This window comes from Klebsiella sp. 141153 (assembly GCF_032601995.1).
Taxonomy (GTDB): Bacteria; Pseudomonadota; Gammaproteobacteria; order Enterobacterales; family Enterobacteriaceae; genus Klebsiella; species Klebsiella aerogenes.
In genome coordinates, this window is record NZ_JAQIRJ010000009.1 from 114,449 (window position 1) to 130,091 (window position 15,643).

General features: G+C 59.0%; 9 protein-coding genes. 7 read left to right on the plus strand and 2 right to left on the minus strand.

The window, feature by feature from the left end; translation table 11 throughout:
• Positions 1 to 116: 116 nt before the first annotated feature.
• The 6 genes from PGS10_RS17770 to PGS10_RS17795 all read left to right on the plus strand — a co-directional run bounded on the left by PGS10_RS17770 (position 117) and on the right by PGS10_RS17795 (position 11,245).
• The gene (locus tag PGS10_RS17770) at positions 117 to 1,373 is read left to right on the plus strand and encodes a CmpA/NrtA family ABC transporter substrate-binding protein (protein ID WP_047078764.1); all 1,257 of its coding nucleotides are present in this window, start codon (positions 117 to 119) and stop codon (positions 1,371 to 1,373) included.
• Between the two features lies 1 nt (position 1,374).
• Positions 1,375 to 2,259 carry a nitrate ABC transporter permease gene (ntrB, locus tag PGS10_RS17775; protein WP_045361320.1) on the plus strand — a complete coding sequence of 295 codons (885 nt, stop codon included), beginning with the start codon at positions 1,375 to 1,377 and terminating at the stop codon, positions 2,257 to 2,259.
• A 9-nt stretch (positions 2,260 to 2,268) separates the two neighbouring features.
• Positions 2,269 to 3,057, plus strand: coding sequence for an ABC transporter ATP-binding protein (locus tag PGS10_RS17780; RefSeq protein WP_047078765.1), 789 nt, complete (start codon positions 2,269 to 2,271; stop codon positions 3,055 to 3,057).
• A 6-nt stretch (positions 3,058 to 3,063) separates the two neighbouring features.
• On the plus strand, positions 3,064 to 7,131 hold the full coding sequence (gene nirB / locus PGS10_RS17785; RefSeq protein WP_316423310.1) for a nitrite reductase large subunit NirB: 4,068 nt from the start codon (positions 3,064 to 3,066) through the stop codon (positions 7,129 to 7,131).
• A complete protein-coding gene (locus tag PGS10_RS17790) occupies positions 7,131 to 9,737 on the plus strand; it encodes a nitrate reductase (RefSeq protein WP_289576668.1) in 2,607 nt (868 codons plus the stop codon). Before nirB ends, PGS10_RS17790 begins: the two co-directional genes overlap by 1 nt.
• A 131-nt stretch (positions 9,738 to 9,868) precedes the next feature.
• A complete protein-coding gene (locus PGS10_RS17795; RefSeq protein WP_316423311.1) occupies positions 9,869 to 11,245 on the plus strand; it encodes a YchO/YchP family invasin in 1,377 nt (458 codons plus the stop codon).
• Here PGS10_RS17795 and narL read toward each other — a convergent pair.
• Together narL and narX are read right to left on the minus strand one after the other, a co-directional pair.
• Complete coding sequence (gene narL / locus PGS10_RS17800) at positions 11,242 to 11,892, minus strand: two-component system response regulator NarL (protein ID WP_045375156.1); 651 nt, start codon at positions 11,890 to 11,892, stop codon at positions 11,242 to 11,244. The genes PGS10_RS17795 and narL overlap by 4 nt on opposite strands.
• Positions 11,893 to 11,902: 10 nt before the next feature.
• Complete coding sequence (narX, locus tag PGS10_RS17805) at positions 11,903 to 13,681, minus strand: nitrate/nitrite two-component system sensor histidine kinase NarX (protein WP_045393808.1); 1,779 nt, start codon at positions 13,679 to 13,681, stop codon at positions 11,903 to 11,905.
• A 311-nt stretch (positions 13,682 to 13,992) separates the two neighbouring features.
• On the opposite strand from narX, the gene PGS10_RS17810 reads away from it, so the two are divergent.
• Complete coding sequence (locus PGS10_RS17810; RefSeq protein WP_045393811.1) at positions 13,993 to 15,381, plus strand: NarK family nitrate/nitrite MFS transporter; 1,389 nt, start codon at positions 13,993 to 13,995, stop codon at positions 15,379 to 15,381.
• Positions 15,382 to 15,643: the final 262 nt, after the last annotated feature.

Genomic DNA, 15,643 nt, shown 5'->3' on the forward strand with positions numbered 1-15,643 from the left:
AGTGAATCAACAATTTGAGATAACGGGCCAACGGCGGTCTGAAGATCTCTGGATAAAGGCGTCCTGCGGTGCGAAAGCACTGCCGGGCGCTTTTTTTTGCGCGTTCTGGAGCGGCTATGGGCGATAAAGTTTTCATTTCACGACGGCGTTTTTTGCAGGTCGGGGCAGCGCTGAGCGGCGCTATGCTGCTGCCCGGCGTGATGCAGGCGGCGTGGGCGGCGGGTTCCGATAAACCGGAGTTGGCCACCGTGCGGGTCGGATTCATCCCGCTAACCGACTGCGCGCCGCTGGCGATTGCGGCATTGAAAGGATTCGATAAAAAGTATGGCATCAGCCTGCAGCCAAGTAAGGAGGCCAGTTGGGCGGCGGTGCGCGATAAGCTGGTTGCCGGCGAACTCGATGCGGCGCATATCCTCTACGGCATGCTGTATGGCCTTGAGCTTGGTATTGCCGGCAAACCGCAGCAGATGGCCAACCTGATGACCCTGAACCGCAACGGTCAGGCGATCACCCTCTCAAGTGACCTGCAGGCGCAAGGCGTTAGCGATAGTCATGGGCTCAAGCGGCTGATCGGCCAAAAAGCGCCGGGCAGCTACACCTTCGCCCACACCTTTCCTACCGGCACCCATGCGATGTGGCTCTATTACTGGCTGGCCAATGCCGGTATCGATCCTTTCGCCGATGTGCGCATGGTGGTCGTGCCGCCGCCGCAAATGGTAATGAACATGCGCATCGGCAATATGGTTGGCTTCTGCGTTGGCGAACCGTGGAACGCGCGTGCGATCAACGATCGCATTGGTTTTACGGCGGCAACCAGCCAGCAAATCTGGCCAGATCATCCAGAAAAAATTCTCGGCGCGCGCAGCGATTGGGTGGCGCGCTACCCAAATACCGCAAGGGCGCTGGTGGCGGCGCTGCTGGAGGCACAGCGCTGGATTGAAGCGTCTGCCGACAACACCCGCGAAACCGCGCGGATCCTCGCCAGACGCGCGTGGCTCAACACGAAAGAACAGTACCTTAGCGGTCGAATGCTTGGCGAATACGACAACGGCATCGGCAAACGCTGGCGCGACGATCACCCCATGCGCTTCTTCCAGCAGGGCGAAGCCAGTTATCCGTGGCTTTCAGACGGCATGTGGTTCTTAACCCAATTCCGCCGCTGGGGCCTGCTGAAAAGCGCGCCTGATTATCAGGCGGTAGCGCAGCGTATCAACCGCATCGACCTGTGGAAAGAGGCGGCGCAGGCCGTGGGCGGTATCACTGCGCCAACGCAAACGCTACGCAGCAGCACGCTGCTGGACGGCAAAGTGTGGAACGGCATCGACCCGGAAGGGTACGCCGCCAGTTTCGCCATTCAACATAAGGGGACATGAGATGAAACCAGCCATTAACACGCAGCCGCGCGCGCAGACGTCAACCGCGCCGGGCGAAATCATTGTCCTGCCGCCGCTGCAGGTGCGCAAAGCTACACCGTTCGCCAGGCGCTGGCTTAATGCCGCGCTGCAGCGTCTGCTGCCACCGCTGCTGGGCCTGGGTCTGCTGCTGCTCGGCTGGCAGCTGGCGGCGATTGGTACGAAAGGCTTCCCGACGCCGCTGAGCACCCTGGATTCGGCGCTGACGCTGTTTTCCGACCCGTTCTACCGCGACGGACCGAACGATATGGGCATCGGCTGGAACGTGCTGGCTTCGCTGCAACGGGTTGCGGTGGGCTTTGGTTTGGCGGCGCTGGCCGGTATTCCGCTGGGCTTTCTTATCGGCCGCTCGCTGTTCTTTGCGCGAATGTTTAATCCGCTCATCGCGCTGCTGCGCCCGGTGAGTCCGCTGGCGTGGTTACCGATTGGCCTGCTGTTGTTCCAGAAGGCGGAACCGGCTTCCAGCTGGACCATTTTTATCTGCTCTATCTGGCCGATGGTCATTAACACCGCGGAAGGCGTCAGGCGTATCCCGCAGGACTATCTCAATGTGGCTCGCGTGCTGCAGCTGTCGGAATGGACGGTGATGCGCAAAATCCTCTTTCCGGCAGTGCTGCCTGCGGTATTAACCGGCGTGCGGCTATCGATAGGCATTGCCTGGCTGGTGATCGTCGCCGCCGAGATGCTGACCGGCGGGTTGGGTATCGGGTTTTGGATCTGGAATGAATGGAACAACCTCAATGTGGAAAACATCATCATCGCCATCGTCATTATCGGCGTTGTCGGCCTGCTGCTAGAACAGGGGCTCATATTGCTCGCCCGCCGCTTCAGCTGGCAGGAAAAATAAGGAGTCGCTATGAAACCATTAATTCAGGTACAGGCCGTCAGTCAACGCTTTAACACCGCCAGCGGCGAGTTCCTGGCGCTGCAAAACGTCTCTTTTGATATTCACGAAGGGGAAACCATTAGCCTGATTGGCCACTCCGGATGCGGAAAATCCACGCTATTGAACCTGATCGCCGGGATTACCCAGCCTACTGAGGGCGGACTGTTATGCGATAACCGTGAAATTTCCGGGCCGGGGCCTGAACGGGCTGTGGTGTTTCAGAACCATTCGCTGCTGCCATGGCTGAGCTGTTTTGACAACGTGGCGCTGGCGGTGGATCAGGTGTTTCGCCGCACCATGAGCAAGGCAGAGCGCCGGGAGTGGATCGAACACAATTTACAGCGAGTACAGATGGGGCACGCGCTGCACAAACGGCCGGGAGAGATCTCCGGCGGTATGAAGCAACGCGTTGGCATCGCGCGCGCGCTGGCGATGAAGCCAAAAGTGTTACTGCTTGATGAGCCTTTTGGCGCGCTGGACGCGCTCACCCGAGCCCATCTGCAGGACGCGGTAATGCACATCCAGCAGGAACTGAACACCACCATTGTCGTGATCACCCACGACGTCGATGAAGCGGTGCTGCTTTCCGACCGGGTGTTAATGATGACCAATGGCCCGGCCGCGACGATCGGCGAGATCCTTGACGTTAATCTGCCGCGTCCGCGTAGCCGGGTCCAACTGGCGGAAGATAACCGCTACCACCACCTGCGTCAGCAGATCCTCCATTTCCTCTACGAAAAGCAGCCGAAAGCGGCGTAAGGCGGAATGATGCGGCGACTGGTGATTATCGGCAACGGTATGGCGGCAACCCGGCTGGCTGAGAAGCTGGCGGCGCGCGCGCAGGGGCGTTTCATCATCACGCTAATCGGCGATGAACCACAGCCGGCCTACAACCGCATTCAGCTCTCGCCGGTACTCGGCGGGGAAAAAACGGCGGCGCAAATCCAACTGCTGCCGACGGAGTGGTACGCACAGCATGGTGTCCGCGTGCGGCTTGGCGAAGCGGTCAGCGAAGTGGATGTCGCGGGGCGGAGGCTGCGCGTCGGCGGCGACTGGCTGGGATGGGATGAACTGGTGTTCGCCACCGGATCGCAGCCATTTATCCCGTCGCTGCCGGGCATTGAGCGCCCGCAGGTATTCGCCTTTCGCACCCAGGCGGATGTCGAAGGCATCCTGGCAATCCCCGGCCCGGCGGTGGTAATCGGCGGTGGCGTACTGGGCGTGGAGGTCGCGGCGGCGCTGCGCCGTCACGGTGGGGAAGTGACGCTACTCCATCGCGGTAGCGGTTTGATGGAGCCGCTTACCGATGCTTTTGCCGCGGAACAGTTAAAACAACAGCTTGAGGCACGCGGCATCCACTGCGAGCTGGAGAGCCGAATTGCCGCTATTGACGAGCAGCATGTGCGGCTGGAGGACGGGCGCGCTTTTGCCGCCAGCCGGGTGGTGTTAGCCACCGGTGTACGGCCGGATATCCGTCTGGCGGCGCGCAGCGGCGTAGCCTGCCAGCGGGGGATTATCGTCGACCGCCGGATGGCGACCTCGCTGCCGGGGATCAGCGCTATCGGCGAGTGTTGTGAGATTGACGGCCAAACCTGGGGGCTGGTGGCTCCCTGCTTGCGCCAGGCCGATGTGTTAGTTGAACGCCTGTGCGGGGCTCCCGGCGAAGAATTAAGCTGGCAGGACGGCGGCACCCGGCTGAAGGTCTCCGGTATCGAGTTTTTTAGCGCCGGCGAACAGCGGGCCGGCGAGCAGGACCAGATCTACAGCAGTTGGGACCCCATCGATCGCCACTACCGTCGCCTGTTGGTCCGCGATGGCCGGCTGCACGGCGTGCTGCTGCTGGGCGACTGTCAGCATGCGGCGCCGCTTACCGCGCTGCTCGGCAGCGATAAGTCGCCTTCGGCGGAGTGGCTTTTTGACCCTTCTATAACGCAGCCGCGAGCTGCAGGAAAAATGACGATGACTAAACCTGTATTAGTGCTGGTCGGACACGGCATGGTCGGCCACCATTTTCTTGAGCAATGCGTGAGCCGGAACCTGCACCAGCAGTACCGTATCGTGGTTTTTGGCGAAGAGCGCTATGCCGCCTATGACCGGGTTCATCTCTCGGAATATTTCGCCGGGCGCAGCGCAGAGTCGCTATCGCTGGTAGAGGGAGACTTTTTTAGCCAGTACGGGATTGAGCTGCGGCTAGGAGAGACGATCGCGGAAATCGATCGTCCGGCGCGAATCGTGCGCGATGCCCACGGCCATGAAACCCATTGGGATAAGCTGGTGCTGGCGACCGGCTCCTATCCCTTTGTGCCGCCAATCCCCGGTAACGATGAAGAAGGCTGCTTCGTCTATCGTACGCTTGACGATCTTGACCGCATTGCCGACCGCGCCGCCACTGCGCAGAGCGGGGTGGTCATCGGAGGCGGGCTGTTGGGGCTGGAAGCCGCCAACGCGTTAAAACAGTTGGGGCTTAAGACCCATGTGGTGGAGTTCGCCGCCAACCTGATGGCGGTGCAGTTGGATAACGGCGGCGCGGCGATGCTACGGGAGAAAATTCTCGATCTGGAGGTTGGCGTGCATACCAGCAAAGCGACGACCTCGATAGTGCGCACCGCCGACGGGCTGCAGCTTAACTTTGCCGATGGCGGCACGCTGCAGACCGATATGGTGGTCTTTTCCGCCGGGATCCGCCCGCAGGATGCGCTGGCGCGCGGCGCAGGCCTGGCAATCGGCGAACGCGGCGGTATCGGTATCGATGACCACTGCCGGACCTCGGACGCAGATATATTGGCGATTGGCGAATGCGCGCTGTGGAACAACAAAATTTATGGCCTGGTGGCGCCGGGCTACCACATGGCGCGCACCGCAGCGGCGCAGTTGACTGGCGAAGCGGCCCGTTTTAGCGGCGCCGATATGAGCACCAAACTCAAACTGCTCGGCGTGGATGTGGCGTCGTTTGGCGATGCTCACGGACGTACAGCTGGTTGCCAGAGCTATCAATGGACCGATGGTCCGCGGCAGATCTACAAAAAGATCGTTGTCAGCGCTGATGGCAAAATGCTGCTGGGCGGCGTATTGGTGGGCGATGCCGGTGACTACGCGACGCTGTTGCAGATGATGCTGAACGGCATGGCGCTACCGTCTCGTCCGGAAAGTCTGATCCTCCCGGCCATGGATGGGGCCACGACGAAAGCGCTGGGGGTGTCGGCGCTGCCGGATAGCGCGCAGATTTGCTCTTGCCATAACGTCAGTAAGGGAGACATTTGCCAGGCGGTCAGCGCCGGAGCGGGCGATATGGCGGCAATCAAAAGCTGTACTAAAGCAGCGACCGGCTGCGGCGGCTGTAGCGCGCTGGTCAAACAGGTGATGGAACACCAGCTTGCCGGGCAGGGCGTCGAGGTTAAAAAAGATATCTGCGAGCATTTTCCGTGGTCGCGGCAGGAGATCTATCATCTGGTACGAGTTAACCACATCCATACCTTCGATCAGCTCATTAGCCGTTACGGGCAGGGCCACGGCTGTGAAGTGTGTAAACCGTTGGTGGCGTCGGTACTGGCCTCCTGCTGGAATGAGTATCTGCTGAAACCGGCGCATCTGCCGCTGCAGGACACCAACGATCGCTACTTCGCCAATATTCAGAAAGACGGCACTTACTCGGTGGTGCCGCGGATGGCCGCAGGCGAAGTGACACCGGATGGGCTTATCGCTATCGGCCATATCGCCAAACGTTACCAACTGTACAGTAAAGTGACAGGAGGGCAGCGTATCGACCTGTTTGGCGCGCGGTTGGAGCAACTGCCGGACATCTGGCGTGAACTGGCGGCGGCGGGATTTGAAACCGGACACGCCTACGGCAAATCATTACGCACGGTAAAATCCTGCGTCGGCTCGACCTGGTGCCGCTATGGGGTTCAGGATTCAACGGGGCTGGCGGTAAGGCTTGAACATCGTTACAAGGGGCTGCGCGCGCCGCACAAAATCAAAATGGCGGTCTCGGGCTGTACCCGCGAATGTGCCGAAGCGCAAGGTAAAGACATCGGGGTTATTGCGACTGAAAAGGGCTGGAATCTTTACGTCTGCGGCAACGGCGGGATGAAACCGCGCCATGCGGACCTCTTTGCGAGTGACCTTGATGACGCCACCCTAATTCGTACTGTCGATCGGTTGTTGATGTTTTATATTCGCACCGCCGACCGCCTGCAGCGCACCAGTAGCTGGATGGATAACCTTGAAGGCGGCGTGGCGTATCTACGCGAGGTGATCTTGCACGATAGTCTCGGTATCGGCGATGAGCTGGAGCAGGAGATGGCGCGGGTGGTGGATAGCTACCAGTGTGAATGGCAGACCACCCTGAACGACCCACAGAGGCTGGCGCTATTCCGTTCCTACGTTAACAGCGATGAGGCCGATGAGGCGGTGCAGCGGCAAATCCTGCGCGGTCAGCCGCAGCTGGTGGCGCCTCAAGGGCTTGGGCAACCGGCCCTGCCGTCGCGGCCGTGGCAGGCGATCTGCGACCTGGACACGATTCCGCCGCAGGCGGGGATCGGCGCGCGCCTCGGCGAACGGCAGATTGCGCTGTTCCGCTTCGGCGAGCAAGTTTATGCGCTGGATAACCAGGAACCCGGCAGCGAGGCCAACGTGTTATCGCGCGGCATTTTAGGCGACGCGGGCGGCGAGCCGATCGTCATTTCGCCACTCTATAAACAGCGGATTCGCTTGCGAGACGGTCGCTTGTACGACAGCGGCGAGCCGTCGGTGCGCGCGTGGCCGGTGAAGATCGAACAGGGCAAAGTGTGGGTCGGCAACCAGGTATTACTGCTGCGCGCGGAGGCTAGCTGATGAGCGAAACCCGAACCACCTGTCCATACTGCGGCGTCGGTTGCGGAGTTATCGCCCGCGTTGAACCAGGCGGAACCGTCACGGTTCGCGGCGATGAAAACCACCCCGCTAACTTTGGCCGCTTGTGCGTAAAAGGGGCTGCGCTTGGGGAAACGACCTCGCTTACCGGGCGGTTATTACACCCTGAAGTCGATGGCCGGGCGGTCGGCTGGCCGCAGGCGCTGGCGGAGGCGGGTTCACGTCTGCGCGACATTATTGAGCGCTACGGCCCGCAGGCGGTCGCGTTTTACGCTTCCGGTCAGCTGTTAACTGAGGATTATTACGCCGCCAACAAGTTGATGAAGGGCTTTATCGGCGCCGCCAATATTGATACGAATTCGCGGTTATGTATGTCATCGGCGGTCACCGGCTATAAACGGGCGCTCGGCGCGGACGTCGTGCCGTGCAGCTATGAAGATGTCGAGCAAAGCGATCTGGTGGTGCTGGTGGGCTCCAACGCCGCCTGGGCGCATCCGGTTCTCTATCAGCGGTTGGCGCAGGCGAAACGCGATAATCCGCGGTTGCGGATCGTGGTGGTGGATCCGCGACGCACCGCGACCTGCGATATTGCCGACGATCATCTGGCCTTGGCGCCCGGTAGCGATGGCGGGCTATTTGTCGGCCTGCTTAATGCCATTGCCGCCAGCGGCGAAATGGCGGCGGGTTTTCGCGACCAGCGGCAGGCGCTGACTATCGCCGCGGAATGGAGCGTGGAAAAAGCGGCCGCATTCTGCGGCCTGGCGCCGGAGCAGGTGGCCCGCTTTTATCGTGATTTTATCGCTGCACCGCGCGCCATCACGCTGTACACCATGGGAATTAATCAGTCCGCCAGCGGCAGCGATAAGTGCAACGCGATTATCAATGTCCATCTTGCCAGCGGGAAATTTGCCCGCCGCGGCTGCGGGCCGTTTTCGCTGACCGGTCAACCTAACGCCATGGGCGGGCGTGAAGTGGGGGGACTGGCGACGATGCTGGCGGCGCATATGAATTTTGAGCCGCAGGACCTGCAGCGATTAGCGCGTTTTTGGGGCAGCGAGCGACTGGCGCAGACGCCGGGACTAACCGCCGTCGAACTATTCGCCGCGATTGGACGCGGTGAGGTCAAAGCGGTGTGGATTATGGGGACCAATCCGGTGGTCTCACTGCCCGATAGCCACGCGGTGAGTCAGGCGCTGTCCAGGTGTCCGCTGGTGATGGTCTCCGATGTCGCCGCCAATACTGATACGGGTCGCTTTGCCCATATCCGCTTTCCGGCGCTGGCATGGGGCGAAAAAAACGGTACCGTGACCAACTCGGAGCGGCGAATTTCGCGTCAACGGGCTTTTTTGCCGCCGCCGGGGGAGGCGAAAGCCGACTGGTGGATCATTTCCCGTCTCGCCGCCGAATTAGGTTATGCCCGGGCTTTTTCATGGCAACATCCGCATGAGGTGTTTTGTGAACACGCGGCGCTCTCAGGATTTGAAAATGACGGTCAGCGGGCGTTTGATATCGGGGGGCTGGCGGACCTCAGCCGGGAGTCGTGGGATGCCCTGGCGCCGGTGCGCTGGCCGGTGAGCCGCAGCGCCGCGCCCTGGCGGTTAACGGAGGGCTGGCACGTCGACGGCAGGTTGCGGATGGTGCCGGTGTCGCCGCAGCCGACCCGGGCGCAGACCGAGGCATTTTATCCATTGATCCTCAATAGCGGACGTATTCGCGATCAGTGGCATACCATGACCCGCACCGGCGACATACCGCGGTTGATGCAGCATATTGCCGAACCGGTCGTCGAGGTGGCACCTGCTGACGCTCGTCGTTTTGAATTACGAGAGGGAGAACTGGCTCGCGTCTGGTCGCGCCACGGCGTGATGATTGCGAAGGTGATAGTCAGCGAAGGGCAGCGCGGCGGTTCACTCTTTGTGCCGATGCACTGGAATAATCAGTTTGCCCGCCAGGGGCGGGTCAATAACTTACTGGCGGCGGTCACCGATCCGCATTCGGGGCAGCCGGAGAGCAAGCAGTCGGCGGTAGCGATAGCGCCGTGGCGGCCAGCGTGGCAAGGGGAGCTATTATCTCGCGAGCCCTTGCCGTTGCCTTCCTCGCTGCACTGGCGGCGGCGGGCGGCGGTAGAGCTCAGCCATTTGTCGCTAGCCGCGGACACCGGCCCGCAAAGCTGGCTGACCGAGTGGTGTCGCAAGCAGGGATGGCAGTTGCAAATTGCCGAGGGCGGTGGGCTGTGGAACCTACTGGCCTGGCACGACGGACAATTGATGCTCGGCTGCTGGAGCGATATTAAGCCGCCGCAAATCGATGCTGAATGGCTGTATACGGCGTTCCGGACGCCGCCGCAGACCGCCGGGCTACGCCATGCGCTGCTCAGCGGCCGTAAGGGCGGCGACAGCATGCCGCGTGGGCAGACTATTTGCAGTTGCTTTAGTATCGGTGAGCGGCAGATCGGCGAGGCTATTGCCGGCGGTTGCGTCAGCGTAGAGGCGCTTGGCGCGAAGCTCAAGTGCGGCACCAACTGTGGTTCCTGTATTCCGGAACTCAAAGCGCTGCTGGCGGCAAATCAAACCCGAACGCTGGTTTGATGATAGGGGAAAACAAACGCCAACCGGTTTCAGTTTATTCCTGGAATGGCCCGCAGGGCTGCGGGGAAGGGCAAAAAACGATAAACTAACAAGATGTTGTTTTTCTGCGTGAGCTTACGTTAATCCGTTTGATGCCTTTGCCGTACCGCTTAACCCCATCACTGACGCTTCTCCTGCTGCTGACAGGCGCTCCCGCCTGGGCGCTGATTACCAACGATACCAGTATGCCGCCGCAAACTACGCTGCCCGATTTAGGAATAGCGCCGCAGGTTGACGACGATGCCAAACATTTCGCCGAGATGGCAAAAAAATTCGGCGAAGCCAGCATGAGCGATAACGGACTGACCACCGGCGAGCAGGCGCGGATGTTCGCCATCAGCAAAATCGGCAATGAGTTCAGCCATCAGCTGGAAAACTGGCTGTCGCCGTGGGGTAATGCCAATATCGACCTGTTGGTGGATAAAGAGGGTAACTTCACCGGCAGCAAGGGTAGCTGGTTTGTGCCGCTGCAGGACAATGAGCGTTACCTCACCTGGAATCAATATTCGGTTACCCGGCGCGAGAACGATCTGGTGGGCAATATTGGGCTCGGTCAGCGCTGGCGTGTCGGTAGCTGGCTGTTGGGTTATAACTCGTTTTACGACAAAGTGCTCAGCGAGAGCCTGGCGCGCGGCAGCATCGGCGCGGAAGCCTGGGGCGAGTACTTGCGCTTATCGGCCAACTATTACCACCCACTCGGCGATTGGCAGTTGCGGGAAAATCAGACCCAGGAGCAGCGGATGGCCGTTGGCTATGACGTGACTGCCCAGGCGCGATTGCCGTTTTATCAGCACATTAATACCAGCGTCAGCGTTGAACAGTACTTCGGCGATAGCGTCGATCTGTTTCATTCCGGTACCGGATACCACAATCCGGTAGCGGTTTCGGTGGGACTGAATTACACCCCGGTACCGTTGGTGACGGTCACCGCAAAACACAAACAGGGTGAAAATGGCGTCAGCCAGAATAATGTCGGCCTGAAGCTGAATTATCGTTTTGGGGTACCGCTGAAACAGCAACTGGCGGCGGATGAAGTGGCTATCAGCAACTCGCTACGCGGCAGCCGATACGATAGCCCGGAACGCGATAATCTGCCGGTAGTGGAGTATCGCCAGCGTAAGAATCTGACGGTCTATCTGGCGACGCCGCCGTGGGATCTGCACTCCGGCGAAACGGTACAGCTGAAGCTGCAAATTAATAGCCTGCACGGTATTAAATCGCTGCACTGGCAGGGGGATACTCAGGCGCTAAGCCTGACGCCGCCGGTTAATGCCAACAGTGCGGATGGCTGGAGCATCATTATGCCGGTATGGAACAGCGAGCCGGGCGCGGTGAATCGCTGGCGTCTGTCGGTGGTGGTTGAAGACAAATCGGGTCAGCGCGTCTCGTCCAATGAGATCGCACTGGCGCTGACCGAGCCGCTGGTGACGTTTACGGCTCCCGACGTTTCCTGGATGGAATCGCCTTAGAAGATCCGTTCCTGGTGAACCCAGACGGCGGCTTCAACGCGTGATTTCAGCTTCATTTTCTTCAGCATATGCTTCACATGCACTTTAACCGTACTTTCGGTGATATCCAGGCGGCGGGCGATCATTTTGTTCGGCAGGCCCTGGGCAATCAGCTTCAGGATATCGCGCTCGCGCGGGGTCAGCTGGCTGATGTCGCGGTCGGACGTGGCGCGATTAGCGCGCAGGCTGGCGGCCAGTACCGGGGTTAACGCTTCGCTTAATACCATTTCGCCCGCAGCGGCCTGCTGCAGCGCTTTCAGCAAATCTTCCGGTTCCATATCTTTCAGCAGGTAGCCGTCGGCGCCGCGTTTCAGGGCGGTCACCACGTCCTCTTCATGATTGGAGACGCTGAATACGACCACGCGGCCGGAGAGCGATTTTTCCCGCAGCTTGTCAAGGGTTTCGAGGCCGTTCATCCCCGGCATATTAAGGTCCAGCAGAATAAGATCCGGATCCAGCGATTCCGCCAGTTCAATACCTTGTTCGCCATTGCTGGCTTCGCCGATAACCTGAATGTCCGGCGCCATGCTAATCAGTTGCTTAACGCCAGTGCGCAGCATGGGATGATCATCAATGAGAAGGATGGTTGCCCGTTCCTGTTGACTCATAGGGGTCTCCTTATTGGATTGAGAAGGCTTTTTCCGGGATAAATGTCACCACGACTTCGGTACCGCCGGTCTCCCGGCGGCGGACCTGACAGTCGCCGCGCAAGCTTTGCGCGCGATCCCGCATAATAATTAAACCGTAATGGTTACTTCGCTCCGCGTTTTCCGGTACGCCGCGGCCGTTATCGGCAACGACTAAACGTACCTGATTATCGCGTTGTGACACGGTCACGGTGACTTCCGTCGCGTTGGCGTGCTTCAACGCATTGCTTAACGCCTCGCGGGCGATCTGCAACAGGTGAATCGCCTGATGCGACGGGACAAATCGCGGCGGCAACTGGTAATCGAGTTGCACCGTGAAACCAAAATGGGCGCTGTACTCCTGACAGCTGGCCTCCAGCGCCGGACGCAGTCCTGCTTCGGTAAGCTGCAGACGGAAGGTGGTTAATAACTCCCTCAACTGCGCCCACGAAGTATTCAGTTCGTTGCGTATTTGCCCCAGCAGCAGGCGGCTTTCATCCGGCAGGCTGTCGCCCTGCATCTGCAGACAGCTGACCTGCATCTTCATGCACGAAAGCGACTGGGCGATTGAGTCATGCAGCTCGCGGGCAATGGTGGCGCGCTCTTCCATCACAATAAGCTGCTGCTGCTTCTCCTGATGGCGGTCCAGCGCGAGCGTGCTGGTCAGCTGTTCCACCAGCGTATCCACCAGTTGCTGTTGATCGTGGCTCAGATGGCGGCCAACCGGCAGCGTGGCCAGCAGGATGCCATACTGGTTATGCGCGTCCGATAGCCGCCATTTCAGCGTCGTACCGCCATCCGGCAGCGGGGGAAGATCGCGCGGACACAGATAACAGCCTTTATCATCGCATTCGATATCGGAGTGGCAGGCAAATTCCTGATGATTGTCTTCATCCTCGAGATCATATACCCGCACTTCAATATCACGCAGCAGCGTCAGCCCCTGCAGGCCATTCAACACCGGTGAAATGCGCTCGCACAGCGGGGCGCTGGAGTGTAGCCGACGGTTGGCCTGCCATAAAAAGGCCAGAATCTCGTTTTTCTGCTCGAGGCCGGCGGTCTTTTCCTGTACTCGCCGTTCAAGCACGGCGTAGCTTTCCGCCAGCTCTTCCGACATATTATTCAACGCCATACCGAGCGTCGCCATTTCGTTACGCCCGCTAATGTGCGCGCGCTGGGTAAAATCGCGCTGGCTGACCGCCCGCGCCATACCCAGTAACTGTTTCCATGGCCGTAGCAGACGCGCACGCAGCCAGATGATGGTAAAGATCAGCAGCACCGCCATGCCGATGGCGAGAATGCGATGGATCCAGACCACGCGCTCGATACGCTGTTCTGTCGTGTGGTCGAAAGCGGTAACCAACCGGTCAATACGGTCGACAAAATCGGCGACATCTTGCGCCACGTCGCTTTGCCTGACCGCCTGTTTCATGCCCGGTCCCAGCGACAACTGCCAATATTGCTGCAGCGCTTTCAGCTGTACTTCCTGGCCGTCACGACGCGCGGAGTATTGCAACTCCGGGCTAAATACGGTTGCAGTCATATCGTTAAACAACTTTTGATCGTTGTCCGTCAGCGGAATAGCCGCCAGCAGGCGATAGCTCTGCATACGCAGCGAGCCGGCCTTGTTAATGGCGTGGGCGCTGCCCTGCACCCCATGCACCAGGCGGGCGGATATCGCCATGCCGGCCACGCCGATGATGGTGGCGAGCAGTACGATTAACGCAAGCTGATTAACCAACGTCAGCGGCGTAAAAAGACGTTTTAACATGGAATGGGTGGCTCCTGATGGGTCATCTCTCCGGGAGTGGCGCTTATTCTCGGCTATCCCCTGGAGTATACCCATACCCCTAAGGTATTACTCCTTAATTGTCGGTGGTAGGCGCCGTGGTGGGAGGGATAACCAGAAACCCGGCAGTCGCGTGAAAAACCACACTTTTTCTCTCACAATTATCTACTCACTTCGGAGTATGATTTATTTTTGTACAAAATGGCCCGCGCTTTTCCTTTGATTTATATCAACTTACAGCCTTGAGCAACCCCTAAGGTAGCATCAGGAAATATGAATAATCAGAGGTATCTATGAGTCACTCTTCAATCCCGGAGAAGGCTAACAGCTCAGTCATCACCGACTGGCGTCCTGAAGATCCTGAGTTTTGGCAACAGCGCGGCCATCGTGTGGCGAGCCGTAATTTGTGGATCTCCGTTCCCTGCCTTTTACTGGCGTTCTGCGTCTGGATGTTGTTCAGCGCCGTCGCCGTGAACCTTAATAAAGTTGGCTTTCAGTTTACTACCGATCAGCTGTTTATGCTGACCGCCCTCCCGGCGCTTTCCGGCGCATTATTACGCGTACCTTATGCCTTTATGGTTCCGCTGTTCGGCGGCCGCCGCTGGACGGCGTTCAGTACCGGTATCATGATTATTCCGTGCGTATGGCTGGGCTTCGCGGTACAGGATACCTCCACGCCGTTTAGCGTGTTCGTGATTATCTCTCTGCTGTGCGGCTTTGCCGGCGCTAACTTTGCATCCAGCATGGCGAACATCAGCTTCTTCTTCCCGAAAGAGAAACAGGGCGGGGCGCTAGGGGTTAACGGCGGTCTGGGTAACATGGGCGTTAGCGTAATGCAGCTGGTTGCGCCGCTGGTGGTCTCGCTCTCTATCTTTGCCGTGTTCGGCGGTAGCGGTAGCGAGCAGCCGGATGGCTCGATGCTGTATCTGGAAAACGCCGCGTGGATCTGGGTGCCTTTCCTGATTATCTTTACCCTGGCCGCGTGGTTCTTTATGAACGACCTGTCGGCCTCAAAAGCGTCGCTGAGCGAACAGTTACCGGTACTTAAACGCCTGCATCTGTGGATCATGGCGCTGCTGTATCTCGCGACCTTCGGCTCTTTCATCGGTTTCTCCGCCGGGTTTGCGATGCTGTCAAAAACCCAGTTCCCGGACGTGCAGATCCTGCACTATGCCTTCTTCGGTCCGTTTATTGGCGCGCTGGCGCGCTCAATGGGCGGCGCGATTTCCGACCGACTCGGCGGGACCCGCGTGACGCTGGTCAACTTCGTGGTGATGGCTATTTTCTGCGCGTTACTGTTCCTGACTCTGCCGACCAATGGTCAGGGCGGCAACTTCATTGCCTTCTTCGCGGTATTTATGGTGCTGTTCCTGACCGCGGGATTGGGCAGCGCCTCCACCTTCCAGATGATTTCCGTTATCTTCCGTAAGCTTACGATGGATCGCGTCAAAGCGCAGGGCGGCAGTGAAGCGCAGGCGATGCGTGAAGCGGCGACGGATACCGCCGCGGCGCTGGGCTTTATTTCGGCGATTGGCGCGATCGGTGGTTTCTTTATTCCGAAAGCGTTCGGTATTTCGCTGGATCTGACCGGATCGCCGGCCGGAGCAATGAAAGTCTTCCTCGTGTTCTATATTGCCTGCGTGGTGATCACCTGGGCGGTATACGGCCGTAAACAGAAATAAGTCTTTTCTTAACGGTAAGTGACAGGGCGCGCCACAGGGTGCGCCTTTTTTATGAGTGGCTATTAGTTACAACATACTTTTGATCTGCGCAAGGTGGTTAAATTCAGGGAGATAACGCTGGTAAGCCATCTACCACTTAATACCTAAGCGTGGCATAAATCCCGGTTAACATTCTGTCATATTTAAAATAATCCTTATAAAACAAAGTGATAATCAATGAATATTGTTACTACTTTGGTGGTAATTGTGGTTTGAGGGCGGA

Excerpts from the sequence above, each read along its gene's own strand:
- PGS10_RS17770 (WP_047078764.1), top strand. The coding sequence starts at position 117 with ATGGGCGATAAAGTTTTCATTTCACGACGGCGTTTTTTGCAGGTCGGG.
- ntrB (WP_045361320.1), top strand. The coding sequence starts at position 1,375 with ATGAAACCAGCCATTAACACGCAGCCGCGCGCGCAGACGTCAACCGCG.
- PGS10_RS17780 (WP_047078765.1), top strand. The coding sequence starts at position 2,269 with ATGAAACCATTAATTCAGGTACAGGCCGTCAGTCAACGCTTTAACACC.
- nirB (WP_316423310.1), top strand. The coding sequence starts at position 3,064 with ATGATGCGGCGACTGGTGATTATCGGCAACGGTATGGCGGCAACCCGG.
- PGS10_RS17790 (WP_289576668.1), top strand. The coding sequence starts at position 7,131 with ATGAGCGAAACCCGAACCACCTGTCCATACTGCGGCGTCGGTTGCGGA.
- PGS10_RS17795 (WP_316423311.1), top strand. The coding sequence starts at position 9,869 with ATGCCTTTGCCGTACCGCTTAACCCCATCACTGACGCTTCTCCTGCTG.
- narL (WP_045375156.1), bottom strand. The coding sequence starts at position 11,892 with ATGAGTCAACAGGAACGGGCAACCATCCTTCTCATTGATGATCATCCC.
- narX (WP_045393808.1), bottom strand. The coding sequence starts at position 13,681 with ATGTTAAAACGTCTTTTTACGCCGCTGACGTTGGTTAATCAGCTTGCG.
- PGS10_RS17810 (WP_045393811.1), top strand. The coding sequence starts at position 13,993 with ATGAGTCACTCTTCAATCCCGGAGAAGGCTAACAGCTCAGTCATCACC.